The sequence below is a fragment of the Bradyrhizobium jicamae genome (assembly GCF_018130695.1).
Lineage (GTDB): Bacteria > Pseudomonadota > Alphaproteobacteria > Rhizobiales > Xanthobacteraceae > Bradyrhizobium > Bradyrhizobium jicamae_B.
In genome coordinates this window covers 118,327-142,868 of record NZ_JAFCJX010000017.1, presented here as the reverse complement: position 1 = coordinate 142,868, position 24,542 = coordinate 118,327, and the positions used below count along the sequence as shown (strand labels likewise).

General features: G+C 60.4%; 23 protein-coding genes and 1 pseudogene. 7 read left to right on the top strand and 17 right to left on the bottom strand.

The annotated features are described in order from the left end of the window. Positions 1–34 precede the first annotated feature (34 nt). From JQ604_RS24600 to JQ604_RS24580, 5 genes are all read right to left on the bottom strand, one after another. Entirely contained in the window at positions 35–5,131 is a 5,097-nt protein-coding gene (locus JQ604_RS24600; RefSeq protein WP_212362973.1) for a helicase-related protein, read from the bottom strand. Positions 5,132–5,226: 95 nt separating this feature from the next. Then, positions 5,227–5,421, bottom strand: a complete 195-nt coding sequence (locus tag JQ604_RS24595; protein ID WP_212362972.1) for a hypothetical protein — start codon at positions 5,419–5,421, stop codon at positions 5,227–5,229. A 10-nt stretch (positions 5,422–5,431) separates the two neighbouring features. Then, positions 5,432–6,034 carry a DUF1419 domain-containing protein gene (locus JQ604_RS24590; protein WP_212362971.1) on the bottom strand — a complete coding sequence of 201 codons (603 nt, stop codon included), beginning with the start codon at positions 6,032–6,034 and terminating at the stop codon, positions 5,432–5,434. A 384-nt stretch (positions 6,035–6,418) separates the two neighbouring features. After that, the gene (locus tag JQ604_RS24585; protein ID WP_212362970.1) at positions 6,419–7,306 is read right to left on the bottom strand and encodes a DUF3991 and TOPRIM domain-containing protein; all 888 of its coding nucleotides are present in this window, start codon (positions 7,304–7,306) and stop codon (positions 6,419–6,421) included. A 204-nt stretch (positions 7,307–7,510) separates the two neighbouring features. Continuing rightward, the gene (locus JQ604_RS24580; RefSeq protein WP_212362969.1) at positions 7,511–7,687 is read right to left on the bottom strand and encodes a hypothetical protein; all 177 of its coding nucleotides are present in this window, start codon (positions 7,685–7,687) and stop codon (positions 7,511–7,513) included. A 593-nt stretch (positions 7,688–8,280) separates the two neighbouring features. On the opposite strand from JQ604_RS24580, the gene JQ604_RS42190 reads away from it, so the two are divergent. After that, positions 8,281–8,742: a WGR domain-containing protein gene (locus JQ604_RS42190; protein WP_433996279.1), complete on the top strand. Its 462-nt coding sequence runs from the start codon at positions 8,281–8,283 to the stop codon at positions 8,740–8,742. A 278-nt stretch (positions 8,743–9,020) separates the two neighbouring features. Here the strand turns inward: JQ604_RS42190 and JQ604_RS24570 are convergent, their stop codons facing one another. The 5 genes from JQ604_RS24570 to JQ604_RS41645 all read right to left on the bottom strand — a co-directional run bounded on the left by JQ604_RS24570 (position 9,021) and on the right by JQ604_RS41645 (position 14,493). Further along, on the bottom strand, positions 9,021–10,733 hold the full coding sequence (locus JQ604_RS24570) for an ATP-binding protein (protein ID WP_212362967.1): 1,713 nt from the start codon (positions 10,731–10,733) through the stop codon (positions 9,021–9,023). Next, a complete protein-coding gene (locus JQ604_RS24565) occupies positions 10,730–12,226 on the bottom strand; it encodes an ATPase domain-containing protein (RefSeq protein WP_212362965.1) in 1,497 nt (498 codons plus the stop codon). The genes JQ604_RS24570 and JQ604_RS24565 overlap by 4 nt, the downstream gene beginning before the upstream one ends. Before the next feature lie 707 nt (positions 12,227–12,933). Next, the gene (locus JQ604_RS24560; protein WP_249158610.1) at positions 12,934–13,134 is read right to left on the bottom strand and encodes a hypothetical protein; all 201 of its coding nucleotides are present in this window, start codon (positions 13,132–13,134) and stop codon (positions 12,934–12,936) included. A gap of 240 nt (positions 13,135–13,374) precedes the next feature. After that, positions 13,375–13,647: a hypothetical protein gene (locus JQ604_RS24555; protein ID WP_212362961.1), complete on the bottom strand. Its 273-nt coding sequence runs from the start codon at positions 13,645–13,647 to the stop codon at positions 13,375–13,377. Positions 13,648–13,818: 171 nt separating this feature from the next. Further along, positions 13,819–14,493, bottom strand: coding sequence for a citrate synthase (locus JQ604_RS41645; protein ID WP_249158609.1), 675 nt, complete (start codon positions 14,491–14,493; stop codon positions 13,819–13,821). Between the two features lie 797 nt (positions 14,494–15,290). Here JQ604_RS41645 and JQ604_RS24545 point away from each other — a divergent pair. Together JQ604_RS24545 and JQ604_RS24540 are read left to right on the top strand one after the other, a co-directional pair. Then, on the top strand, positions 15,291–16,601 hold the full coding sequence (locus JQ604_RS24545; protein ID WP_212362959.1) for an MFS transporter: 1,311 nt from the start codon (positions 15,291–15,293) through the stop codon (positions 16,599–16,601). 44 nt (positions 16,602–16,645) lie between these two features. Further along, positions 16,646–17,611 (top strand): 2-hydroxyacid dehydrogenase, encoded by a 966-nt coding sequence (locus JQ604_RS24540; RefSeq protein WP_212362957.1) that lies wholly within the window; start codon positions 16,646–16,648, stop codon positions 17,609–17,611. Between the two features lie 459 nt (positions 17,612–18,070). Here JQ604_RS24540 and JQ604_RS24535 read toward each other — a convergent pair. Next, positions 18,071–18,467, bottom strand: a pseudogene (locus JQ604_RS24535) (DnaB-like helicase C-terminal domain-containing protein); the annotation flags it as partial. A 146-nt stretch (positions 18,468–18,613) separates the two neighbouring features. On the opposite strand from JQ604_RS24535, the gene JQ604_RS24530 reads away from it, so the two are divergent. Next, positions 18,614–18,793 (top strand): hypothetical protein, encoded by a 180-nt coding sequence (locus tag JQ604_RS24530; RefSeq protein WP_212362956.1) that lies wholly within the window; start codon positions 18,614–18,616, stop codon positions 18,791–18,793. A gap of 80 nt (positions 18,794–18,873) precedes the next feature. On the opposite strand, the gene rnk is transcribed toward JQ604_RS24530, so the two are convergent. From rnk to JQ604_RS24515, 3 genes are all read right to left on the bottom strand, one after another. Then, positions 18,874–19,287: a nucleoside diphosphate kinase regulator gene (gene rnk, locus JQ604_RS24525; RefSeq protein WP_212362955.1), complete on the bottom strand. Its 414-nt coding sequence runs from the start codon at positions 19,285–19,287 to the stop codon at positions 18,874–18,876. Positions 19,288–19,303: 16 nt separating this feature from the next. Beyond that, a complete protein-coding gene (locus tag JQ604_RS42030; protein WP_212362954.1) occupies positions 19,304–19,792 on the bottom strand; it encodes a GreA/GreB family elongation factor in 489 nt (162 codons plus the stop codon). Positions 19,793–20,239: 447 nt separating this feature from the next. Further along, positions 20,240–20,479, bottom strand: a complete 240-nt coding sequence (locus tag JQ604_RS24515; protein ID WP_212362953.1) for a hypothetical protein — start codon at positions 20,477–20,479, stop codon at positions 20,240–20,242. A gap of 1,238 nt (positions 20,480–21,717) precedes the next feature. Here JQ604_RS24515 and JQ604_RS24510 point away from each other — a divergent pair. Further along, the gene (locus JQ604_RS24510) at positions 21,718–21,933 is read left to right on the top strand and encodes a hypothetical protein (protein WP_212363044.1); all 216 of its coding nucleotides are present in this window, start codon (positions 21,718–21,720) and stop codon (positions 21,931–21,933) included. Between the two features lie 90 nt (positions 21,934–22,023). Here the strand turns inward: JQ604_RS24510 and JQ604_RS24505 are convergent, their stop codons facing one another. The 3 genes from JQ604_RS24505 to JQ604_RS24500 form a co-directional block, all read right to left on the bottom strand. Further along, on the bottom strand, positions 22,024–22,233 hold the full coding sequence (locus JQ604_RS24505) for a hypothetical protein (RefSeq protein WP_212362952.1): 210 nt from the start codon (positions 22,231–22,233) through the stop codon (positions 22,024–22,026). Between the two features lie 1,302 nt (positions 22,234–23,535). After that, positions 23,536–23,661: a hypothetical protein gene (locus JQ604_RS42185; RefSeq protein ID WP_433996278.1), complete on the bottom strand. Its 126-nt coding sequence runs from the start codon at positions 23,659–23,661 to the stop codon at positions 23,536–23,538. 107 nt (positions 23,662–23,768) lie between these two features. Further along, on the bottom strand, positions 23,769–23,951 hold the full coding sequence (locus tag JQ604_RS24500; RefSeq protein ID WP_212363043.1) for a hypothetical protein: 183 nt from the start codon (positions 23,949–23,951) through the stop codon (positions 23,769–23,771). Between the two features lie 11 nt (positions 23,952–23,962). Here JQ604_RS24500 and JQ604_RS24495 point away from each other — a divergent pair, with 11 nt between their 5' ends. Both JQ604_RS24495 and JQ604_RS24490 read left to right on the top strand, forming a co-directional pair. Further along, positions 23,963–24,256: a hypothetical protein gene (locus JQ604_RS24495; protein ID WP_349631139.1), complete on the top strand. Its 294-nt coding sequence runs from the start codon at positions 23,963–23,965 to the stop codon at positions 24,254–24,256. Next, entirely contained in the window at positions 24,253–24,432 is a 180-nt protein-coding gene (locus tag JQ604_RS24490; protein ID WP_212362951.1) for a hypothetical protein, read from the top strand. Before JQ604_RS24495 ends, JQ604_RS24490 begins: the two co-directional genes overlap by 4 nt. The last annotated feature ends 110 nt before the right edge of the window (positions 24,433–24,542 follow it).

Sequence of the window (24,542 nt, the reverse complement as noted above, 5' to 3'; positions counted from 1 at the left end):
CGCCCTGCGAGAGGGTTCTCTTTCTCCTTCCCGATCACGCCGCGATGCGGCGTGCGCCTCCCGCTCCCTTTGCTTCTCCCTCGCTCGCTGCTGCGAGTTCAGCTTCGAGCGCCAAAAGCTCCGCACGCTTCAGATCGAGCTCGGCGAGGAACGCGAACGTCTCGCCGACCCGCGGTCCATAGGTGGCAAGGCGCTTGCGCGCGTCGGCAAGGCGATGGCGGTAGGCCTCCCGCTCGCCGTCGAGATTGGAAAGGGCGTGTTCAAGCCGAGCGACGGCACCGAGCGGCGTTACAGTCACAGGAAGCTCGATTTCGAACTCCGCGCCGGTGCGCCGAAGCAAGGTCGTGTAGTGGTAGCCGTCACGTCCCAGGCGCTGGCCATCAAACGCGAGGTCGAAGCCACCGATCGAGGCGATGACAGTCTCCTTTTCCTGCTGAAGCTGGACGAGCGTCAGGACCTCCTGCATCAGCGCTCGGCCGGCGCGCTTGCGCTCCACGAAGGCCGTGCCCATCACGGCCATCGCAAAGGCGTCTCCCGCGGTCGGCACCAAGCGCTCTATGTCCTGCCCGATCTCGCTGATGCGGCGGGTGGCGCGCTCGATCTCGTGCTCGGCATCACGAATCTGGCGGCGGATGGCGTGCTGGTCATCGACGTGGGCGGCACGGAGCCGCTCGAGGCGTGCGATCTCGGCCTCAAGCCCGGCCTTCTGCATCAGGCGCGCGTCGCCGGACGCGATCGCCTTGGCCATTGCGAACTGGTTCGCCTGGCCTTCGCCGAGGTCCTCCAGCCGGCGCACGCTGGCGTCACCGGAGAGAGCCGCAGCGATGAAGCGGGCCTTGCGCTCATTGTTCTGCCACATCGTGGCGTCGAGGGACCCGAGCGTCGCGTAGGCGAAGATGTCGACCTCGTCATGCTGGTTGCCCTGCCGAACGATCCTGCCCTCGCGTTGCTCGATTTGCGACGGCAGCCACGGCACATCGAGGTGATGCAAGGCTTTCAGGCGGAGCTGGACGTTGACGCCGGTGCCCATCGTGTCGGACGAGCCGATAATGAAGCGCACCTTGCCGGCATTGAAATCGTTGAAGAGGCGCTGCTTCGCCTCTGATTTCTTGAATTCCTGCATGTAGGCGATCTCGGATGCCGGCACGCCGAGACGAATGAGCTCATTCCTGATCCAGCGATAGGCCGAGAAGCCGCGGGAGGCCTCGACCGAGATAGTGCCGAGGTCGGAGAAGATGAGCTGGCCGGCACCGGGCCTTTCGAACGGCTGCCCGTCCTTGCGACGATAGATATGTCCGCCGGTCTCGGTCCAGACGCGGAAGGCGTTCGCGACAAGAGCATTGAGCTTGTTTGCAGCTTCATTGCCCTGCGCCGGGTCGACCAGGCGCAGATCGATCGCGGCGTGTCGCCCGTCGGTGATGACGGAGAGAAGGATGTCGTCGCCGGGCTCCGGCGCGCGGTCGCGCTCCTCGATCGCGGTGATGCGTTCGTCCAGCAGGCGCTGGTACGCCTTAAAGGCCGCGGTCTGCTCTGCCGTGATGATCTGGCGCTTGCCGCCGGTGATCGTTGGGACCCTCACATAGTCGCGCAGGTCATCTGGCAACACCACGTCCGCGAAGGAGCGGAACATGGCGATGAGCTCGGGGACGTTGACGAACTGCGCGAAGCGCGTGACCGGCCTGTACTTGCCCGAAGGCTGCAGCTCGAGCTCAGTCGACGTGTCGCCAAAGGTGGAAGCCCAGGCGTCAAACTCGTGCAGCCCACGCTCGCGCAGCCCCGCGTGGTCCATCAGCCGCTGCACGGTAAACATTTCGCCGAGCGTATTGGTGATCGGTGTGCCGGAGGCAAGCACGAGTGCGCGACCGCGATTCTTCATCTCGACGAAGCGGGACTTCACGTAGAGGTCCCAGGCCCGCTGCGAGCCGCTCGGATCGACGCCGCGCAAGCTCGTCATGTTGGTGGCGAAGGAGAGCTTTCTGAACTCCTGCGCCTCGTCGACGATGATCTGGTCGACGCCGATCTCCGAGATCGTCAGCAGGTCGTCCTTGCGCGACGCCAGCGCCTCCAGCCGCTCCTTGTGGCCTTCCTTCATGCGCTCCACGCGCTTGCGCGAGAGCCGGTCCTGCGAATCGATCCGGGTAAGCAGATCCTCAAAGGCCTCTAGCTCGTCCTGCAGCATCTGCTGTTCGAAGGCGGACGGGACGGGAATGAACTTGAAGGCAGAATGGGTGATGATGATCGCGTCCCAGTTCGCGGTTGCGGCCCGCGACAGGAAGCGATGACGCTTCTCCTTCACGAAATTCGTCTCGTCCGCGACCAGGATGCGGGCATTGGGGTAGAGCGCCAGGAACTCACGCGCGGCCTGGGCCAGGCAATGGCCCGGTACCACGAGCATGGCCTTGTTGATCAGGCCGAGCCGGCGCTGCTCCATGATCGCAGCCGCGATCGAGAGCGTCTTGCCGGCGCCGACGGCGTGAGCAACGTAGGTGCTTCCGGAGGAGATGATACGCCAAATGGCACGTTTCTGGTGCCCGTAGAGAGAAAAGGCGCCAGAGGCGCCCGGAAGCTGGAGGTGCGATCCGTCGAAGTGGCGGGGCACGATGTTGTTGAAGGTGTCGTTGTAGAGCCGGGCGAGGCGATCTGTGCGGTCCGGATGCGACCAGATCCAGCTCTGAAACGCGCCCTTGATCTTGACGAGCTTCTCCTTGGCCGCCTCCGTTTCGACCGTGTTGAGGATGCGCCGTTCGCTGTCGCCCTCCTTCATGTTGTCGAAGATCTGCGGGATCGACGAGTTCAGCGCGTCCGAGAGAAGCTCTCCAGCGTGACGGCGGTGCGTGCCCCATTCGGTCGTGCCCGCTGCCGTCCATGATAGTTGCCGCGCGTTCACCGTCCAGCAGGCAAGCTCAGCCGTGTGGTGAATGGCGATGTCGGCATCCATCGTCTCCTTCACGAAGGCGATGATATCGGCCGCGGGGATCCAGGGCGCGCCGAGGCGGGCGGTGATGTCGGAGGGGCGCAAGTCGGGCGGCTGCACCCGCTCGAGCGCCGCGACGTTGCGGGCGAAAGACGGGTTGAGCTCGACGGCGGCGCGTGCGGCGCCGAGCTTGGAGCGCACGGCCCCCGAGAGATAGGCGTCCGCTGTCAGCCACGCGCCGTTCTCGGGATCACGGAAGATCGCGTCGCCGAGTTCATCGATCACGGCGTCGACATCGCCGTGCAGGAGTTCGGCGACTTGCTCCGGGTCGACGGCGCCGCGCTCGTTGAGCACCACGGCGAGGGCGTCGACGGCCGAGGTGATGACCGGTGCCGGCGGCGGCGCGATCACGCGCTCGGTGAAGATCGGCCCCGGCTTCGCGGTGTTGGTTTCGAGGTCGTAGTCCTCGATCGAGGCGACCAGCCAACAGTCGGGGTCGTCAGCAAAGGGGGCTAGGTTCGGCCGCCGGTGCGTCTCCCGAACCTCCCCGGTCTCTTCGTCCTCGACCGACGATACCACGGTGGTGTTGATCGGTCCGAAGTCCCGCACGAAGCTCGACCAAGCGATGCGAAGCCGGACTTGCGACTGCTTCCAGGACTGGTCCGTCTCCTGAGATTTCAGTATCTCACGCACGGCGTCTCGGATTGGGATCAGCTTGCGAATGATGCGCGCGTGTTTCTCGAAGATGCCGTCGGCAGGGCGCCCCTTTTTGATTTTGATCGTGACGACTGCGCCGTCGACCATCTGCATCAGTGCGCCGTTCGTCCCGATGAAATAGCTGCCCTCGCGAACCGAGGAGCCACCTTTGTCACGTCCTCCGCGGCCTGCCGCCTCGGCGTCATCGGGACCGACCGCTTCCGGCTCGCCGTCATAGACGGATTCCGGAAGGCGCCCGATCGCGGCGGCGAGTGCCTCGCCCAGATCGGTGCCCGCGCGCGGGAGGCAGGTGTAGGTTTCGCCGTAGGGGCCCGAGGTAACTGCATGCTCGCCAAGCACCATCTCCGGATGGTCGGCGAAATACCGGTTGATCCTGATCCCACCCTCATCCTCGGTCGCGCCGCGGACCTCGGAGTGATCGAGCCACGCGTCGGTCCCGGCGGTTTCGCCGTCGCTGCGCTTGCGGAAGAACAGGATGTCGACGACGACGTCTGTGCCGGCTTCGGTCCGGAAGCTGCCCTCCGGCAGGCGGATTGCGCCGACGAAGTCCGCCCTCGCTGCGATGTGCGCGCGTGCGCTGGCATCCGCCTTGTCCATCGTGCCGGACGACGTGACGAACGCGGCGAGTCCGCCGGGCTTCAACAGGTCGATCGATTTCGCGATGAAGTAGTCGTGCAAGCGCAAGCCGAGCGCACGGTAGCCACGGTCGCTGCGCACGGTGCGGTCGGAGAAGGGCGGATTACCTATCGCGAGGTCGAAATGCGGCTTCAGCTCGGCCCGCGCAAAATCCTCATTGAGGACAGTCGCACGCGGCTGGAGGAGTTTCGCGATTCGGGCGGTCACGGAATCGAGCTCGACGCCGGTGACGTGACAGAGATCGCGTAGCACCTCCGGCATCAATGCCGGAAACAGGCCGCTGCCGATGCCGGGCTCGAGCACACGGCCGCCGCGGAAGCCGAGCCGCTCGACAGCCGTCCAGACCGCGCGGACGATGTAGTCCGGCGTGAAGTGGGCGTACTGGGTACAGCGGGCGAGCGAAGCGTAGGACCCGGCGTCGACAAGCCCTTCGAGCTCTTTGCCGATCTCCTCCCAGCCTTTCCGGAATGCGTCCTCGCCGGGACGCCGGAAGACTCCGTTGGCGAGCTCGGACGCGCCGAAACCGGTGAAGCGGATGAGGTGTGCCTGCTCGTCCGCCGTCGCCGGCCGATCTTCGGCCTCGATCACCGCTGCGAGCCGGATCGCTGCGAGATTATCCCGCGCGCGATCGCGCCAGCTCGTCGTGAGGCCGCGGTCACCGTCGAGACGGAAATTCTCGCCGCGAACGATCACCTGCTTCGAAGCGGCACCCGCGACCGGGAGGGCAGGAACGGGTGTCGTAGATGGGACGTCGTGGTCAGCGACGTCGCTCGCGTCGGGGAAGGCTGCAACGCCCAGCCCGAAGCCGGACGAGAGCGACGTATTGCCGAAGAGATCGAGGGTAAAGGGGTCGTTGAGCGCCATAGGGGGGCTCCTGTTTGGGGCGCACGGCATCGCCCCGCCGAAGATGTTCGGCGGGTCGCGAAGCGTGGATTGTGAACGGGGAGGCGCTGAGGAGTTCAGAGCCGGAAGGTTCGGACGAGATCCTGGTGCCGTTGGTGGCAATCCAGCATCTCGTGGTAAAAGCGCTTACGCACTTCCCTCATCGCCGGAGCGCGGCGATGCTTCTTGGCGATGCGGCCGTTCGCGCCGCGCACGACGTCGCGCCGCGACGCGAAGACGTGGACGCCGAGGCGGTCGTAAGTGCCTTGCATTGGAGTGCCCTCAGGCCGCGATCGGCGAAAGGTGACGCAGTTGCACGGGCAGCTTGGCCATGACCTCCTCGTCAGTGAGGTCGTCGAGAAGCTTCAGCACCGTGCCCAGCCCTCCGCAGAAGACCAGCACCGTGCGCTTGCCTTGCAGAGCGGCGGGCCAGCGCGCGCCGGCATATCCGCGAAAATCATCATGGGTGCCCGACCAGATGTGATCGAGGCGCTCGGTGCGGGTCATGGCGCGAACCGGCCTGGTCTCGCGCTCGATGATCGTCTGCTTCATGCGCTCCGGTGAGCCGCGATCGAAGAGGTCGCAATAGCCATGGAAGAAGCGCTTGCGGCTGTTGATCAAAAGCGAGAAGAAGACGCTTGTGACATTGCCCGTCAGGAATTCGCGCATGGCGAACATGTCGGCGCGCATCCACAGCGGTGGCAGGATCTCGAGCATGTAATCATGCTCGCACTCCGCGATCTCGAACCACTCACCGGCAAAGAGATGATGCGCCTCGCCTCCGGTCATGGCCGGATCGCCGCGATGCCGGTTAAACATGCGGTACATCTCTTGGCGCGTCGCGACGCCTTCGAAGATTTTGCGGATGATGGGGGCGGTATGCATCGGCGGCTCCTTACGGCCTGACCCGACTGAAGCGCGAGCGATCCGCTTGATCTCCTCATCACTTCAGTCCTTCGTCACACCTCCTCGGCGGCCGCCTCTCCGGTCCGGTGGGTCAAGGGCCGCGGCACGCGGGCGAAGCTTCACCCTTGACGCGACGGCCGGGCATGCGGCAGCGATCCATCGCTTCGCATTTTTCTTTTTGATTTCCCAACCTGTCTGCCACGTCCCAAGCCGATGACCGGTCGACTCACTCTTCGCGGCAACGCCAGAAACCGGAACCAGCGCCGCCAGCCAGGATCGCTTCGTCCGGATGATCGCCGGCTGCGCGCTCGAGGTAGAGGTCCGAGCCAAGTGCTCGGTGTTAGCCACAGCCGCCGATCCACATCAAGCAGCGCTAAGATCTTCGTTCCAATCGTCCGTGCATGGCCGCGCCCGCATAAAACGAGAGCCGGCTTCGTCGGCGATTTCGTGAATGCGTTCGGCGTACATCTCACCCTGCCGATTGTTATCAGTCGCGGCGACAATGACGACATTGGCGCGCCTGGCCAAAGCGCGGATTGCGGCCTCTGTCGCCGGCGCCCATCCCCCGCCCGTGCTGACATAAAGCGTGTCGTCGCGCAGATCTTCGAGAGCGGCGAGGCTCATCGCATCGACCGCTGCCTCAGTTACACAGACGCGCACGGAATCGGAGGGGCCCAGGCGGAATAGGTCTTTCGCCCCGCCTGTCGCAAATCCGCGCCAACTGCGGCCACGCTCCTCCCATCCGGTGATGAGGCCAGCCGAGTCACTGTGCGCGGCCCACATGCTGCCCTGCGGCCCCTCTCGGAGCCGACCGTCGGCAACGGCGGCGATGATGATCCGTTCAGGGATGTATCGCTCCTCGCTCAGGTAGCGCCAGGCCAGAGAACCCGGTCGAGGTAAGCGGCGAAGGCGCCAACGTTCTGCGATCGAGCCAAGCGTCTTCGAGTTCTCGGCAGGGCGCCAGGCGGGTGCGCTCGGAACGAAGCCAGTGACGCCGGCGACGCGGCCGCACGCCTCAACGAACCCATCGGCGCCAAGATGCTCGGCGAGCGAAAACACATCGCCTTTCGCCGTGGAGAGCGGATCGAACCAGCCGCGGCCACCGTGGATCACGATGACGATGCTACTGTCGCGGCGATACTTGATCGCGCGTCGCGTGCTTTCCTTGACATCGACCATCCACCCGTCCTGCTCGAGGAGAGCCGCGCAGCCGACTTTTTCGCGCAGCTCTTCGATTTTTCTCTTATCCATGTGCCTGTACCGGCGCGCCGAAGGCGACGACCGGTCCCTTCTTCAGTTGATCTCATTCGATCCGCACTTTGCGGAACCCACCCGACCGGCCGCGAAGCCTGCCGGATGCAAGGGCGCGCTGACGAGCCGTCAACCCTCGGGGTATGCGCGCGGCGAAGCCTCCCTTGCGGGCGGCTTGGCGCCAGCGGCAGCCCGGCAACCGGCTCAATGAGCCGGGAACCAAGGATCGTACTCATGCATGATGGCGTCCTGCTCGCCGTCGTATTCGCTAGAGACCATCACTCCGAATGCGTCCTCAACCTGGAACAGAACAACTGGCACCATCAGTGTGCGAGCGAGATCGAAGGCGTGATTCTGGGCGAGAGTGAGATTGTGCGACATTGGAAGGCTCCCGTCTTGGGGCGGGGACCATCCCCGCTCGACAGGCGCCGACGTGTTCAGGGGAGGCCGCGGTCACCTCGTAGGCAACGCCGGAGAGGTCGCACGCTTGCGTAGCGAACCCCTTGCGGGTTGATCGTAGAAGGCCACGCCTGAATCAAGGAAAGCCCATTCGAGAGCGGGGCTGGTCCTTCCCCGGACGCACGGGTTGCCCCACTGCACAACCCTCCTTCGAGTCCATCGAGCCGAATTGAGGCGCATGAACAACGATGCCAGATCGTCCAACAGGTTCTTCATCGCAGGATTGCGCCCGCAATTGCTTATGTTGGTCGGTTAGCCCCTTGCGCGTCAGGGATGGGCGCCCGTGAGGGGGAAGACCCGGTTGCGGGGCTTCAGCGCAGCCGCCAGCCCGGCCCCGCAGGGGGCGACGCCCAATTCTCTCGCGGTGAGAAGCACACAAGAGCTGATCATCTCCTGAGATAAGTCGTTGAATGGCCCGCATTCGTTGATCACTGGTATTAAGATTCTGAATCAAGACGCCTGATCGATTCAATAATTTAATTGGACGGCCGATTCGGCAGTTGCGATTCTTGCGCATGTCCGAACTCACGGTGCAATACCTCGTGCTCGAGCGCTGCGATCCGGCCCGCAACATGGCTAGGTTCTACGTGCTCACGATCGAACCTACTCTCTTCGGCGATACTGCATTGGTGCGCGAATGGGGCCGTCTCGGCCAGCGCGGCCGGCGGCGCCTCGATCTGCTGCGGGGCGGGTACAGGCCGTCGAGGCACTCGAGACTTGGCTCGTGCGCAAAACACGTCGTGGCTACGTCCGGCGAATTCCGGCGGATGAGTGAAAAGGCAAGATGCCTCTCAACTTTCGGATTTGAGTCGGGTCTGCGCGGCCGCAGTCATGGAGAGGGCCAGGGGACTCAAGTGGTCTCGACCGATTACCCGACTTTCCGTTCGGGATCTACGGAATTCGCCGACAATGGTGGGTCTAGGTTGGGAATTTACGACATGGTCGTGCCGGCGATGGCCTGCAGGTCGCGACCATGATGCCATTTTATCAAAAGCGGACAATAGATAGTGCACTGCCCGCGGTCCCCACAACTGCTGCACGGGCGGAGTTTGGACACGTGCTCATAAGTCGTGCGCGATGTCCGCTTCGCTCCGATACCGACCACCTTTGTGCAACCGCAGCAAATGTCGCGATGGGCCAATAGCAGTCATTCGATTACTAATCGGCATGGGCAAGGAATGCTTGTGGTGCAGTGTGAAATCCTCGTCCGCCGCTGCTATCGCTTCGATGATGCGTGTTCGATCTGTTTGTTAAATCAACGGATGGGTTTCAAGTGATGGACTTTGCTCAGCAAGTTGCTGGATCTCAGTCCTTCATCCGGGAACAAGAGCTCTTCAACCTTTTCAGCGAGCTCAGCGATCGTAAAAGGCTTCTTCAAGACTCGGTGTTCCGACGGATCGAGCGATGTACGGCCCACGTACCCGGTCATATACAGGAAGGGGACGCCCGGCCTTATCTTCGTAATCGCCCGTATCGCCTGCACACCATTTACTTCTGGCATAGCGACATCGATCAATATCAAATCGATCGGCGCTCCCGCCGAAATCAAATCGATCGCTGCCTGACCGCCTTCCGCTTTTTTGACGAGGTATCCCAGGCTCTCCAAACAAGAGACGGCTAGCTCCCGGACATCCACATCATCATCCACGACCAGAATCGTCGCCTCGTGCGAGCGAAGTGTTTGGGTGGTATGGTCCTGGGCGGGTTGCGAGGTAGCCTGCGCCGTACTTCGCGGAAGGTAAACCTTCATAGTCGTTCCATGCCCTACTTTCGTGGAAATGGAGACGGTGCCACCCGTTTGCTTGGCTATCCCATAAACCTGACTCAATCCTAGTCCGGTCCCGCTGCCAACCGGTTTGGTTGTGTAGAAGGGTTCGAAGGCTTTTGCGAGAACCTCCTCCGTCATGCCCGTGCCGCTATCCGCGACCGACACGACGATGTAGTCACCCGCCCCAAGCTCGTAAGGTTTGCTCGGATCGTCGCGCACTACGTTTGAAGTCGAAATCGTGAGCCGGCCGCCGTCAGGCATCGCGTCCCTAGCGTTCACCGCAAGATTAAGGATGACAGACTCGATCTGGTTTGGATCTGCTACAGCAGGCCATAGGCCCTTCTGCAAAAAGGTCTCGATACGAACCGTGCTTCCAATCGTTGTAAACAGCAGATCACTCATAGCGGTGACAATTGCGTTGAGATCGACGGATTCTGTCTTTAGACGCTGAGTCCGAGAAAACGCGAGAAGTTGGCCCGTTAGTTTAGCTCCGCGCTTCGCCGCCTGAGTCGCTCCTTCCAAGTAGCGTTGAACTTTTTCATCCGATGCTCGCCGGGTCGCAAGTTCAAGGTTACCAAGCACCGCGGTCAAAAGATTGTTGAAATCGTGAGCCACACCGCCGGTCATCTGACCAATCATTTCCATTTTTTGTGCTTGCTGCAATGCTGCCTCAGCCTGCTTGCGTTCTGAAGTCTCGCGGCGCAATTCCCGATTTGCCAGCTGAATTTGACGCGTACGTTTTCTGACCAAATCCTCCAACTGCGCCGCCATGGAGTCACGCTCAAGCAGATAGTCCTTGATTTCGTAGTGACGCCGCCTAGCACGAAGTGCCGCCTGAACCGTACTCATCAGGGTAACAGTGTTAAGTGGCCGTTCCAGCAAAGAGACGTTTCCAAGGCTTCTGAGCAGGCGCAGACGATAAGCGTGCGTGGCCTCCGAAGTGGCGCGGCTCGTAAGAATGATGAAAGGAAAGTCAGACCAGGGTGGTTGATTGGTGACCCAACGCTCCAGCGATTCGGTCCCGCTGGAAAGCAATGCCTCTTCCGTCACCAATGCCGTAGCTCCTCCTTCCTCGAGCCTTAGGAGCAGGTCAGCGGTATTAAGGCAAATTAAAGAGTCAATACGAACGTCGGCAAGATTGCGTGCCGCCGCCTGCGCGTCGCGACCGATCGGCGCAAGGATAAGCACTCGTTCCTTCATGTGCTCTTTTCGGGCATCAGAGGCTCTAAATTACCTACATAAGTCGGAGTCCCGGTCAGAATTCCACTAAATTGTGTCAGAGGCGGACCAACCTTCAGGCCCCCCGCAGATAGCTGGAATTCCCGGATGGTATTTTCATGCGTGCCACTGCGTTTTTTGACGACAGAGATTGCGCGGCGAACCCGCCCTGAGGCTTCAAAGTATCGAAGCATGATGACGGCATCACTCAGATAGCTCAAGTCGATCGGTGTCTGCATGTGCCCTACAAGACCGTGCTGAGCTAATACCATAAGGGTCAGCACACCGAGCTGATTTAGGTAGGACAGCAGTTCGTGCATCTGAAGAACAAGGAAGCGTTCATCCGGCATCGCATTCAGGTAGCCGTTCAGACTATCGATTATGACGACCCGGGCGCCTGCCTTCTCAACGGCGTCTCTGACAAGGTGGGTAAATTCGCCAGGCGACATTTCGGCAGGGTCGATTTGCTGGATCGAAATGAGGTCTTGATCGACGTGTTTCTGCAGCGGAATTCCCAACGCTTGCGCACGAGCATACAAGGTGCCAAGGCCCTCATCGAATGCAAACATCGCAACGCGCTCGCCACGTTGAGCTGCACTCACTGCGAAGGTTACGGCTATTGATGATTTCCCGACGCCAGCTCCTCCCACGAGCAACGCACTGGTGCCGCGCTGAAGACCGCCACCGAGCAAGGCATCCAGTCCCGGACTTCCGCTTGGAGCCGGCCCTCCTGAAAAACTCCTGTGATGTTCCGAGGCTACGAGTCGCGGGTAGACTTTGACCCCACCGGTTTCAATTATGAAGTCGTGGTAGCCGCCCCTGAATTTTACTCCGCGCATCTTTTTTACGCGCAAACGGCGTCTTTCAGCCCCGTAATCGAGTGCCAACTGGTCCAGAAGGATCACGCCATGAGCAATGCTATGGAGCTGAAGGTCACCCCTTTCCGACGAAAAGTCGTCGAGTAGGAGAACGGTACAGTTTCGGCCTGTGAAGAAGTGCTTGAGAGCAAGAATTTGCCGTCGATACCGCAGGGAGTTCTGTGCCAAAAGGCGCATCTCTGACAAGCTATCGAAAACGACACGACGCGGCTGTTCTTTTGTGACCTGGTCGAAGATCAATTTCGATGTTTCGCTAAGTTCAAGCTCCGAAGGGTGGAACAGCGTCAACTCACGGTCGGGATCTAGCGTCGCTTCTGGCGGCACGAGTTCAAAAACCGAGAGCTGATCAAGCGACCATCCGTGTCGTTCGGCAACAACACGAAGCTCGCTCTGACTTTCCGAAAGCGTGACGTAGAGTCCCTTCTCGCCTCGTCGCGCACCTTCCAGTAAGAACTGAAGCGCGATTGTAGTTTTGCCCGTGCCGGGTTCGCCCTCGATCAGATACAATCGCTCTGGATCGAGGCCGCCGCAAAGCACGTTGTCCAAGCCCGGGATGCCTGTAGAAAGGGCCTTTTCATCGCGAGCCCGCTCTTTCATTGCGCAACCTCACCCTTTGCGGCAGCCCGGCTTTTTCAACATTGAAGCTGCAACCGGTGTGACACTGGCTCATCGCAACGTCAGAAGTGCACACCCGCCCGGGCCGGTTAACACGCTACTTAGCAACTTGTTCCAGTTTGAGATAACCGGCATCCAGAACCGCTAGAATGCCTCGAAATGGGGCTGCGGGCGCGGTGAGTAGCAGTGGTGCAGGTGCCGCCTGTCGTAACAGGTAGACAGAGCGGTGGTTATCAAGCCAATCGACCACCGCGGCTAGGCGCCATCGCCTCCCAACTTGCCCTCGGACCGTCGGACTTCGTCTCCCCGTAAAAGCCTGTCCTGCTCTACCGCAAGCGCTCGCCAAGCGGTCCAGGCGCTTGTGTCGCTGGGCGGCGGAGTGACGTCAGGTGGTATCGCACTCGTAATGGGACGACGCCTGCAATGATCGACCCGCACAGTGACGCCAGGTGCTACGCACAGAGCGACATCCGGCCCACCTTACCAGCGAACACGTGGCGGCGTCGCTGTGATGTGATGTCTGCTACGGGTCATTCTCGACGTTTTCGGCTGAGTTTGTCGGTTGGTTGATGTCCGCTTCTGTCCAAAAGCGCCGAACCTAGGACCGGACGCGCGATGAGGCCCGGTGGATTGCAAAGGCGATTTTCGCGGCTACCGGAACTGCTCGGACGCCCCAGTACCAGGCAGAATTAGCCGGCCTCGCCGCCATCCTTCGGAGACGGGGCGTCGGGCCAGCTCAACGACACCGGCGGGATCGGTTTAGTCTTGACCGGTCGCCTTTCGTACCGAGAAGCGAGGTCGAGCAGACGTCGCTTGATGAAGGGATCGTCGGCTTTGTCGGCCAGGTCGCGGATCAATATCGATCGCTGTTTGTTAAATTCATCGTCCAACATGGATCACCAGTAAAACCTCATTATACTGGTTCGTCATTGTCCTGCGTTAGTTTTTGAGTGGCATATGGTTAAGCGTGCCAAATCCCGCGTGCCGGGCGCGTCAGCGGCGATGCCTGGATTCATCAAACCCCAGTTGGCGACGCTGCTCAGGAAGGTCCCAACCGGGGATTACCTCCACGAGATCAAACACGACGGCTACCGGGTCCAGCTCCACCTCAACAAAAAGAAGGGCAAGGCCTATACGCGCGCAACGGGTTCGACTGGACCAAGAGGTTTTCCCTCATCATGGGCGCCTTTGACGTTATTAGTCAGGCGATCATCGACGGGGAGGTGGTCGTCATCCACGAAGGTCGGACCAATTTTTCCGAACTGTAGGCTGCGCTTGCCAGCGGCGAGCAGGATCGTTTGCTTTACTACGCCTTTGATCTTCTCTGGCTCGATGGCCAGGACCTGCGCAAACGGCCACAGGTTGAGCGCAAGGCCTTGCGGAAGGAGCTGTTTGACGCGCACGCTCCGGGGGCGCCGGCCGGGTGGCGAGCCCATGCTTGTGGGTAGAGCGTGACCGACCGGCAGAGAGGAACCGTCCGGCGGTACGTCCCTTCCCTGAATAGCAGTCATCCCTGACAAGTAATCGAAAACCGTGTGGTCAACTTTCGCTGGCGCGCATTTTTTGATAGTCAATCACTGAAATGGTGTGCCGACATACCGTGCGCGCGGACGTATCATGGCGCCCGGATTTGCAAGCACCTGCTCGATGCTGTGTGCAAGCCAGCCAAGGCTGCGGCCAATCACAAAAAGTGCGAACGGAGCATCATCGGGCAAATTATAGCGATCTGCCAATGTGGCAAGCGCGAGATCGATCGTAGGAGCCAGGCCTGTGCTGGCGCTCACCTTGGCAATCGTTCGCTTCAGCCGTGCCCGTGGTTCAAATGCTTCGAGAAGCGAAGCCGCAGGCGGGTCTCCATCCGGGTACATGTAGTGCCCGAAACCGGGAATAGGCCATCCTGATTCAAGATGACGTTGAATGACCTCGTCCGCGCTGGTGCGATCGATCTCCTTCAAAAGTCCCTGAACCCGAATTGACGCCCCACCGTGCAATGGACCGGAGGTCGCAGCCAAGCCGGCGAGCATGCAGGCTCCAAGGCACGCTCCCGTCGAGGCCGCGATTCGCGCGGCAAAAACCGAATTCGTCAGTTCCTGATCGGCGAGCAGAACCATAGCGCGTCTGATGAGATCAAAGGAGGCGGGCTCCAACTTCCATCCCTTCGCCAGGCGAATGTGTACGGGCTCGTCGCCCTGGCGGGCGCCAAACGCGGAGACCAAACGCCCCACCAGGCTTGCGGCCTCTTCGCGCAAGACGCTGGACGCAGGCCCAGGGTCGGAGCACCGCCCGCCGCTGCGTCCGCAATGGCATTGAAGGCCCGCCCTCTCATCCGTAAGCGTCCTGACGGACCAAGGCGGATGGTTTCAAACCGTGGCGTCACAGGGGAATCCCACAACACCGCGGCGGCTTCCTCCAAACTCGCAGTTTCCGACAATTGAATCGCATCGCGGCCGCGATAGTACAATCGGCCGCGATGAATGGTCGAAATAGCGGTCGTGATGATCGGTTCTCCGAGCCAGATGGTCCCGGCTGCAATGGCTTCCGGTCGTCGACCGCGGTTACGCTTGGCGACGAGGCTTGCGATATCCTCCATTCGATAGAGACTTCGTCTCGGATTTCCAGGATCGCTGGAAACCCTGATGAGTCCTCGGCTCGCATACGCATAGAGCGTTTGCAGCCGCACGCCGAGCTCGCGCAAGGCTTCCGCACGTGTCAGCCATTTCCCCATAGTTGATTCACATTATCAAGGTTGATCCAATCATCCTTCTAGTATGATGATCGACCTGTCGCAAACTTGAATTCCGAAGGTGCGGGCCCGGCCAACGAGATCAGCGCCCGATATCTGCGACGTGCTTTCGGATCGAACCACGACCTCTGCCGTTTCTCGGGACGGCCAACAATGAGAGCCCGCGGCGCCCTTCCGGCGAACGCGAGATCGTGCGCGCGCATCGCATGTTGACGAGGGTGTTCAAGTCGCGATGGCGGTTTGAACAGCAGCCGTGTTGCGCGCGGTCAATCGACTGAAGCAAGAAACAAAGGGGAACAGGAAATGCAATTGAACGTCACCAATGTCAGCGCAGCGCCTTCACGGCCACGCGCGTGGCGAATTCCGGTCCGATACACGATGCTGTTCTTCATCCTGCTCGCAACACTGGTCAATTTCGTCGACCGCACCAATCTCGGCGTGGCGGCGCCGTTCCTGAGCAAGGAGCTCAACCTGGACAAGGCGCAGATGGGGCAGATATTCGCAGCCTTCGGCCTGACCTATGCGATCGCATTGGTACCCGGTGGCTACATCGTCGACCTGTTCGGGTCGCGCATCACCTATGCCTTCGCTCTCGTGGCATGGTCGACGGCCACAATGGTTCAGGGATTTGCGAACGGCTTCAATATGCTGTTCGGGTCACGCCTTGCGATTGGTGCCCTCGAGTCGCCCGCATTCCCTGCCAATGCACGCGCCGTCACGATGTGGTTCCCGATGAGGGAGCGCGGCCTCGCGACCAGCATCTATGTGGCTGGCCAATATTTGGGAACGCCGTTGTTCGCAGGTGGGCTGCTATGGATGGCGCTCGACTTCGGATGGCGCTCTGTGTTCTTCACGACGGGGATTGCCGGAATCGTGCTCGGCACGGCCTGGTATTTCATTTATCAGGACCCTCGCGCGTGCAAGCGCATCAGCGTAGAGGAACTCGAGGAGATCGAAGCCGGCGGTGGACTCGTCAACAACAAGGAACGCACGGAATTCGATTGGCGTGCGCTTCTCAAGCTTTTGTCGCACAGGCAAGTGATCGCGATCTGCCTGGGGAAGTATTGCAACAACACGGTGCTGGTCTTCTTCTCGACGTGGTTCATGACCTTTCTGATCGAGGAGCGCCAGATGACCATGCTCAAGGTCGGAGTTTTCCAAGCCATTCCGTTTCTCGGTGCCACGGCTGGCATCCTCGTGGCCGGAGCCGTATCGGATTTCTTCATCCGGCGCGGCACCAGCATGTCGCTGGCCCGGAAAGCCCCGCTGATCATCGGCACTCTGCTCGGCGCCTCGATCGTGCTGGTCAACATGGTCACGTCCGACGAATGGATCATCGCGATTCTCACCGTGACTTTCTTCGCCCAGGGCGTCGGATCGTCGTCCTGGACGGCGGTATCCGAGATTGCCCCGAAGCAGTTCATCGGTTTGACGAGTGGGATCACCAGCCTCGCGGCAAATATTGCCGGCGTCACGACACCGCTCGTGATCGGTTACGTCCTGAAGTTTTCGGGTTCGTTCTACTGGGCGCTCAATTTCATCGGAATCATGAGCCTGCTCGGAGCACTGTCCTATTCGCTGCTCCTGGGACGTCTGCACCGGATAGAATTGTGAGCAACCGCACCATGCATGGGCAAATCAGCGAAAGGGAACACAGAATGACTTCAACGACCGACGCGCCGAAACTTCTTGTCGCCCGGCGCGTGCCCGACGCTGTGGCCGAGCGGGCCGTCCGCGAATTCGATGCATTCGTCGCCGACCAAGACATGGACGCCGCAGCCGTTGTTGCCGCAGCCCGCGCCCAGGGCAGCCAGGCCATCATGCCCGGCAAGAAGGCAGCCTTGCGAGCCGCAGATATCGCCGCCCTGCCTGATAGCATCCGCATCATTGCTAATCCGAGCGCCGGTTTCGACCACATGGACGTGGAGGAGGCCCGCGCCCGCGGGATCGTCGTGACGAACGCGCCCGATGCCCTCACGGAATGCACCGCGGATTTTGCGTTCATGCTGATACTCGCGGCCTGCCGGCGCGCCTCTCAGTACGAACAGATCATGCGCGCTGGCTGGCGCAAATCGTTCGGCATGCCGGACATGCTCGGCAAACGGGTAAATGGGCAAACCCTTGGGATCGTCGGCTTTGGTCGCATCGGCCGGGCCGTCGCCCGGCGCGCACAAGTCTTCAATATGCGTATTCTCTACAATGATCGCGCACGGGCGCCCGCCGACGCCGAGCAGGGCGCCGAATTCGTCGCAGAGATCAACGACATGTTGCCGCGCTGCGACATACTCACTCTGCACGTGCCAGGAGGGTTCGGAACGTTGATGACGCGCCAAGCATTCGGTCTTCTTCCCCGCGGCGCGGTGTTCGTGAACGCGGCGCGCGGGTCTCTGGTTGACGAAGATGCCTTGATCGATGCGCTTAAATCCGGCCACTTGTTCGCAGCCGGCCTCGACGTCTACCGCAAGGAGCCGACCTTCGACACACGCTTTGCCGAACTGCCGAACGTATTTCTGACGCCGCACGTTGCGAGCGCCACGGTGGACTCGCGGAACGCCATGGGCTTTGCGGCACTCGATAATGTTGCGGCGGTGCTGGGCGGTCGCCCACCGATCAATCCGGTCTAAGCGCCGCTGCTCCGCGGCCGGACGGGCCTCCGCGCTCCCGTCCAGCACCTCAAAAATGCCCGACGCGAGCGGATCGCCGGCCACCACATCCTTGTTGATCGTGACCGAGAGGCGTCTGCGGTCGTCAGCTATGAACCTGTCGTTGAAATAGAGGTTGATGGTGGTGCCTGGACGCGCCTGACCGCTAACATGGAGCTTTCCGCCCGACTCGGTCTCGATCGCCTCAATGGCCAGTTTTCCGGCTGCCCGCGTAGCGCCTGAGGCCACGACAGCACCTCGATCGGCTTGTCCGGCGTCATCTTCCCGAATTGGTGAAGGCCGGCGGTTGAGCGAACTGGTTTAGCTCGGGTTGGAGAGCGTCGTTTGCATCGCGGCGATGCTAGAGCTGGCTTGTATCTCCACCTGCTCCCTGCTGGCCCACTTACGTCTGAAGGGGCGCCAGAGTCGGGGCCACTCCGATCAGCGCGGCAAGCGGCTATGTTCGGCGAGGTCGAAGAACCGGGTGAACTCGCCTTGAAACGTCATAGGCACTGTGCCGGTCGGACCATGCCGCTGCTTGGCAATGATGACCTCTGCGTTGCCGCGAGCGTCTCCCATCTCGGATTCCCAAGCGAGGTACTCATCGGTGCCGGGCTTGGGCTCCTTGTTCTTGAGATAATATTCTTCGCGAAACACAAACAATACGACGTCGGCGTCTTGTTCAATCGAGCCTGATTCTCGAAGGTCCGAGAGTTGCGGGGCGTTTTTCATCGCGGTTTTCGACCAACCGCGAAAGCTGGGATAGGGCGATGACTGGCACACTTAGTTCTTTGGCCAGCGCCTTCAACCCGGTCGTAATCTCAGTGATCTCCTGAAGAAACACCAAGAATGTCCGCGATGTCCTGGTCAGCTCGCAGCATGACCAAACGCTTCGACTGGATCGATCTGGCGCTGGCGCTTGCTTGACGCATTCGCATGATCACCTTAAAGCCGTTAACTCAATCACGGCGGAGAAAATATCAAGTGGCCAAAAAGACAAAGACCAAGCGCAGAGAGTACACCAAGGACGATGTCAAGCTGCTCAAGGCGCATTCCAAGGCCCGCACCCCAGTGACAAAACTCTCGAAGCTGATGAAGCGCTCCGAAGGCTCGTTGCGACAGAAGGCTCTCAGCCTTGGACTTGGACTAGGCCATCAGCGTTAGGCGAAAAAGGCCCCGGCATGCTGACGCGCCCCGGGGCCTTCGCTTCTCCTCCCGCTTACGCCATACGGCACCGCGAGCCTTTAGTTGGACACGCCTAGTACCCTTAACGACCGCTTGTTGTGACCCGGCGTTTGAAACTCGATGGCTTGGCCCACCGACAGTCCGATCAACGCAGCTCCGACCGGCGTAAGAACCGAGACGCGCTTGAGCGTTATGTCCGCCTCATGCGGATACACCAACACCACGTCCCGCACTTCACCCGTCTTGTCATCGCAATACCGGACCTGCGATCCCATGCGGACCACGCCGCGGAGATCGGAGTTGTCCGTGACGACGCTCGCACGCTCCAACTCCCGCGCAAGGAAATGGGCCACTCGCGGGAAGAGCATCGCGCTCGAATTGGCCAGGGCGTTTAGACGCCTAGCCTCGTCCTCCATCACCGTTATGGGCGGCAACACAATTTCAGAGTTCGCCTTGCGATTAGTCCTGCTCATTATCTCCTCTCCTTTTCTAAGCTGCTGATGGTCCGGGATCATCGTCATCAAGGAGGAGTTTTTTGCCCTTGACCATCGGATTGCTAAACAGGCCCCTGACAACATCATTCGGATGACCTCGACTGACGCTTTCGACCCTGGCAACGTTGGTGCGCCCGCCGGTGAAGAAGGGGATTTCACTTCCGACCTTCAGCCCGACCAATGCTGCGCCCAACGGTGACATCGCTGGTACTTGGGTTCGCTGGGACGTGTGGTCCTCGGGGTACACCAGTTGCCTCGTCTCGCGAGGCAAACCCCAGTTGAACCAGAACGTGACCCACGAACCCATGGTGACGATGCTGTCCAATCTGGCGGCGCGATCGGGGACGACCTCCGCACGGTTGATCTCACTCAACAGATAGCGGGCTTCCACGTCGCCTTGATCTGCGCCGACCTTCGCGAGCCGTTCCAAGCGACGATGGTCAGACGCCGGGAGAGTGATGTCAGGGATAGACGGATTGTTCACGACATGCCTCCTCGTTGGGCTCGCCTAGTGGAGAGCCACACACCAAAGCTATTTGATGGGAAAGGAAGGTATATCCGGACGGCAACACTTGCCGTCCGGCTAAGCTCCTGCTTGGAGGCGTCCGGCGTGCAAGCAATGCCGCGCAATACGCGGATCAATGTTGAGGACGTGGATCATGTCGTAACCACCATAGGATTTCCGCGGTGGCCTGTATCGCGACCAAAGAGCACACTCGGATGCTCCCGATAATCGCGCGATGTACGCATGCCGACGCCAACGTTAAAGTATGGCCCCGACGATTGCATCGCCGGCCGAAGCATACGCCGATCCATAAGCTGGAGCGCTACATGCGCTGCAAGCACTGCTCGGTGGAGGGCGGCTTCCCGTTCAAGCCAAGCCATCTGATCGCATTGCGCCGGACCACGATCTCAGCGATGAAGCCACCGACTACGCTTTGACCTGATGATCGCTGAACTGCCCCGTCGGCATCGGAGCGAAACGAGAGCCTTCCAGACTCGAACTCATCATCATGTTCTTCGCAGCAACACTGATCAGGTTTCCGCAGGACTTGCACTTCAGGAGTATCGGTCGGCACTGGATGTTCTCGATCGTTTGAACACCCTCCACGAAGATCCCTGTACCGGCGACTTTGAAGCATCGAGGACAACAATAGACCAGCTCGCTCATGCGTTTCTTTCCGCCGGTTGAACCGTCTGCCTTCCCTACGCAAATCCAAGCAAGAAAATTTTGCGGCGGAGTTGATAATGACGATGCAATTTTAACGGGACGGCGCCCAGATATACCCCAATACCTTGCGCGGAGTTTTTCGAAGTGGACGGAGAAGAAACGGCTAGATGCCGTGACATGAAGCTCGTCCAAGCCCGCCCCTACGCCGACCGGCTCCCGGCGCTCGATTACTAGACGACGCCTGCTTGTTGGTAGGATGAACGTGTCGCGCGCTGTCCTAGTTCGGACACCCACTTTTCCGAATTAGGACATTGGATCAGCCATATTGATTGGTGAATTCCTAAGTGTCGTGTCCTGTCTCGGAAGGGGCCCGATAAATGGAATGCGGCCCCAGCCAAGCTCCGGCTGGGGCCGTCTTTTGGGTGCTCGCGGCGCTAGAGTCAGCGCCCGCAAGCTCTCACCGAGAGCGCAATCACGTCTGCGCTACGTCGCCCGCTTTCTTAGCCATGACTGAAGATCGTATAGAGCAGAAGCACGGCAACGACGGCCGTCCAAGCGATGGACGTAGCGAAAGCCCATACCTTGGGCGGCATTGGATGCTACCTCTCGCACATGTTGAAGCAACACGAAGAGACCGCTGGCGCTGGACAGCGGCCTCTTGGACCCTGCTCTCGATACAGAAGGCCTACCCCGGGTCCACGATGACCAAACGCCGAATGCGCCGCCCAGGGAAGTCAAAAGCGAGTCGAAAGCCAACGGAACAATCGTGACGTTGCGAGAGCGACACACCTTTCGTCGCGCCTTGACCAATTCCTTGTTTGCGTAAGATTGATGCCCGCGATGGCTAGCGGCTTCACTCTCTCCGCTGGCGGCGCGATTATCTGCGGATGCGCATACCATATCGCGAGAGCCCCACATCCGATGGTCGCCCGGTACGCTGGGCGAGATGCGCGCGACAGGCGTCCGAAGGCTGATTGTCTTCTGCGCCGATTACAGGTGCAGCCACAACATCACGCTGCCGCCGGCCTACGTCGATCGCTGGCCCGACAACATCAGGCTCTCCGACCTCGAGCCGCGGTTCGTGTGTAAGATCTGCGGGCAGCGAGGCGCGAATATCAGGGGAGAATCTGAGCCGACCATGCGGAACGCCTTCCCAGATCACAGCCGAACGAGCTAGAGGCGACGCATCACGTTGAATCTCGACACTATGCCGCCCCGAGAAGGCGGCGCGCCGCCTGATGGAACATGCCCGAACCTTCGAGCCGATCCAGGACGGCCGCATCTATATTGAGAAGATCAACGCGCCATTCCTGTTCGGCGACAAGGCGACGGCCGCGGAATACAAAGCCGGCCTCAACTGTGCATCGCGTGTGGCTGGCTCGATCTGCATGAGAACGGCACTTATGTCCGGATCCTGCAGGCGGGCACCGTTGTTCGCGCACGCGCCCAGCTGAGGGATCTCACTTCAGTAGCACCGCTACGAGAAGCACGGCACATGCCGCGATGACGAGCCAATCCGGTCTCATTTGTAGAGGCTGTGAAGCTTAAACGACTGGGCTGCTTTTACTTTTGTCTTTCAGCTTGCGATCGATCAGCATCTCGGCGCGTCTCTTCGCCAGTTCGCGCAACCGGGTCCTTACTATGCTCCGGATTGATTGGCCGTCGAGTGTCATCGCGATCTCGAATCGATCATCATCTTCGGAGTGGCGCGTCACTGTGAAGTTGACGTCTTTGTAAGTGAAGCGGCTGGACATGCGCCCAGGATAAAATCCCGACCAGCTTCCTTGTACCGGAGGAATACGGAAACTACCCTGATGCGCGGGAATAGACCCTATGCCCAAACAGGGACGCTTTCACGGGGTGACCAGCTCGGCCGCGGTAACTTCGCGTACCGGTGGCAGCTGGTATCACAGTGCCGGCGATAGGCCCCAGGAAGCCTCGAAGTTTCTGAGTCCAAAATGGCCCCAGCATCTAGGAGGCCGTGGGGTCAATGCTGGGGCCGATACCTGCTAACCCACAAGCAGGCGACTTCATCGTGCGATGTCAGGAAGACGACTGCATTAGCCTATGTGAATCGAGCCGCGAGGGCCCTGCATGCATCCGAGTGGTAACCCAAGGCCGCACTGCCTCGCCTCCCGGAATTTCGTGTCACCGCCCGGCAACGGGCGGAATGTTCCACCTGCGGATTCAGCAATTAAGACTCCCTTGTTCGAAAGCCTTGCGGCAGCTTGGATCTTACCGGGCTGGCAGTATCATCATTGTCCTGACATTCAATTTTCCCGGACAAGCCGCAGGCGCTAGCAACGTCTGCGGCCATTTTTTTCGCAGAGCGAAGCTCAAGCCGGGGTGCGGGTAGAGCGGGCCCTGACACTTTGGACAGGTTCGCGGCGAAAGTTGCGGCATCACGCTCACCTACGGCCCCGGCTTTTTGGGGTCATGCCGTCCGGTGATCGCCCAGGCAGAATGTTCTGTTTCGTTGCGTTTCGAGCCTGCGCTCTACATTCGTCTGCGAAATGAAACCGTGGCCGGCGTCCATCTGCGCGCAGGAACGTTTTGGCCCGCGGCGAGTCCTAAAGCTAAATCGATCCTCTTACTTTTGGATCGAGCATGGACAAAGCAGCCGCCTACGCGATCGCAGCCTTGATCGTCGGCGTCGGGGTATGGATCCTTGTCGCCGGCCTAAGCTCAAGCACGCCCTTTTGGGTTTGTGTTAGCCTAATTCCGATTACCGTCGGGCTCGTGAGCGCTTTCGGCCCCAGCTAGGACCGCCTCATCCGAACAGGGAGCAGCATCATGCAAAAGTTCTATCAACTCGCTTCCGTGGACAGGAGTCTTTTTGAAGAAGCTCAGCGACTACGAAAAGAGGCACGCGGAACGCCGCCGGGGGTAGAGCGGGAAAAGCTGCTTCGGAAAGCACGCATGGCCGAAAGCGCTTCCCATTATCGGACGGTCTCACGGGACTCGAAATCGCCTGAGTAGTCGGCTTGGATACCTTGAAGCGCCCTTACTTCATTTCCTCCGCGCTGATCCGGATTATGTAAAGCGCCTTCTGGTTCTCATCGGTCACGTCGAGCACAAATTCTTTGGCCGGCGAAACCTGCGGTCGATGTCTTGATGATATCGCCCGCAAGCTTGGTAGCTTCCCTCCAAGCCGCTTTGACATCTTCAAACTCCTCGCCCATCTCATCTAAGCTCGGCCTCGACATTGTGCGTTGAAAAAGTATCTTGGCATGCATAGCAATACGGGAGGCTCCCCGCATATTCCTCGCACCACAACGCCTGCGAATATCTATTCAACCTTATTGGGGAGGGTCGCGACCATCCGCGTGCCCTGCCAGAGCTCTACATCGTGGCCGTCAACCAGTTGCTTCGCCAAGCGCTTGGCTTCCTCGTCATCGTCACAGAGGATGGCAATGCGGTTTTGGATATGGCCGTCGTGGCCCATAACGTAGGCGTAGTATCCGGTTGTCACGGGCGGCCTTGATGAGAACGCCCGTTGCGCTCCCGCCTTCCTCTCATGGAATGGAGCAGCGCCTGCAAAAGCGTCGCCACATCAAACACGAGAAAACCTTTCAGGAACGGCTGGCCGAAGAGGCGCAGCGCTTCAAGGAAGCCGCCGACAGGCTGCCGCACGGCATGGCCCGCGAGTTGCTGTTACGACGGGCGCGCCAAGCGGAAACCGCCTCCCACATCAATGACTGGTTGACCTCGCCTGGCCTCCAGCCGCCCAAGGCGCTGGAGCAGCTGGCCGGCAACGAGAACAAGCCAAGCCAATGAAGGATTATTTGGCGTCCTTGGAGCGACTACGAACGGATGCGGCCGAGGCGGCTCTGATCCGCGACCTGGCGGCCGATCCCGCAAAACGGGAGCTGTTCGACCGGTTGAGCCAGCACTTCACGCAGCTTGCGGATGAGGTTGAGCAGGCGATGAAGACCCCGCTCAAGACCACCTGAGGAGAGTGTGTCTAGGAACGTCGGACGTGACCTGACGTTACCTTTGCGGCGGAGATAATCGCCAGCTCTGCGCGCGGCATACCTGCGATCTTTGGAGCAGGGCCCGCGCG

Bases quoted from the DNA above. Each gene is read 5' to 3' on its own strand.
- JQ604_RS24600 (WP_212362973.1), bottom strand. From the start codon at position 5,131: ATGGCGCTCAACGACCCCTTTACCCTCGATCTCTTCGGCAATACGTCG.
- JQ604_RS24595 (WP_212362972.1), bottom strand. From the start codon at position 5,421: ATGCAAGGCACTTACGACCGCCTCGGCGTCCACGTCTTCGCGTCGCGG.
- JQ604_RS24590 (WP_212362971.1), bottom strand. From the start codon at position 6,034: ATGCATACCGCCCCCATCATCCGCAAAATCTTCGAAGGCGTCGCGACG.
- JQ604_RS24585 (WP_212362970.1), bottom strand. From the start codon at position 7,306: ATGGATAAGAGAAAAATCGAAGAGCTGCGCGAAAAAGTCGGCTGCGCG.
- JQ604_RS24580 (WP_212362969.1), bottom strand. From the start codon at position 7,687: ATGTCGCACAATCTCACTCTCGCCCAGAATCACGCCTTCGATCTCGCT.
- JQ604_RS42190 (WP_433996279.1), top strand. From the start codon at position 8,281: ATGTCCGAACTCACGGTGCAATACCTCGTGCTCGAGCGCTGCGATCCG.
- JQ604_RS24570 (WP_212362967.1), bottom strand. From the start codon at position 10,733: ATGAAGGAACGAGTGCTTATCCTTGCGCCGATCGGTCGCGACGCGCAG.
- JQ604_RS24565 (WP_212362965.1), bottom strand. From the start codon at position 12,226: ATGAAAGAGCGGGCTCGCGATGAAAAGGCCCTTTCTACAGGCATCCCG.
- JQ604_RS24545 (WP_212362959.1), top strand. From the start codon at position 15,291: ATGCAATTGAACGTCACCAATGTCAGCGCAGCGCCTTCACGGCCACGC.
- JQ604_RS24540 (WP_212362957.1), top strand. From the start codon at position 16,646: ATGACTTCAACGACCGACGCGCCGAAACTTCTTGTCGCCCGGCGCGTG.
- rnk (WP_212362955.1), bottom strand. From the start codon at position 19,287: ATGAGCAGGACTAATCGCAAGGCGAACTCTGAAATTGTGTTGCCGCCC.
- JQ604_RS24515 (WP_212362953.1), bottom strand. From the start codon at position 20,479: ATGAGCGAGCTGGTCTATTGTTGTCCTCGATGCTTCAAAGTCGCCGGT.
- JQ604_RS24510 (WP_212363044.1), top strand. From the start codon at position 21,718: ATGGAACATGCCCGAACCTTCGAGCCGATCCAGGACGGCCGCATCTAT.
- JQ604_RS24505 (WP_212362952.1), bottom strand. From the start codon at position 22,233: ATGTCCAGCCGCTTCACTTACAAAGACGTCAACTTCACAGTGACGCGC.
- JQ604_RS42185 (WP_433996278.1), bottom strand. From the start codon at position 23,661: ATGGGCGAGGAGTTTGAAGATGTCAAAGCGGCTTGGAGGGAAGCTACC.
- JQ604_RS24495 (WP_349631139.1), top strand. From the start codon at position 23,963: ATGAGAACGCCCGTTGCGCTCCCGCCTTCCTCTCATGGAATGGAGCAG.
- JQ604_RS24490 (WP_212362951.1), top strand. From the start codon at position 24,253: ATGAAGGATTATTTGGCGTCCTTGGAGCGACTACGAACGGATGCGGCC.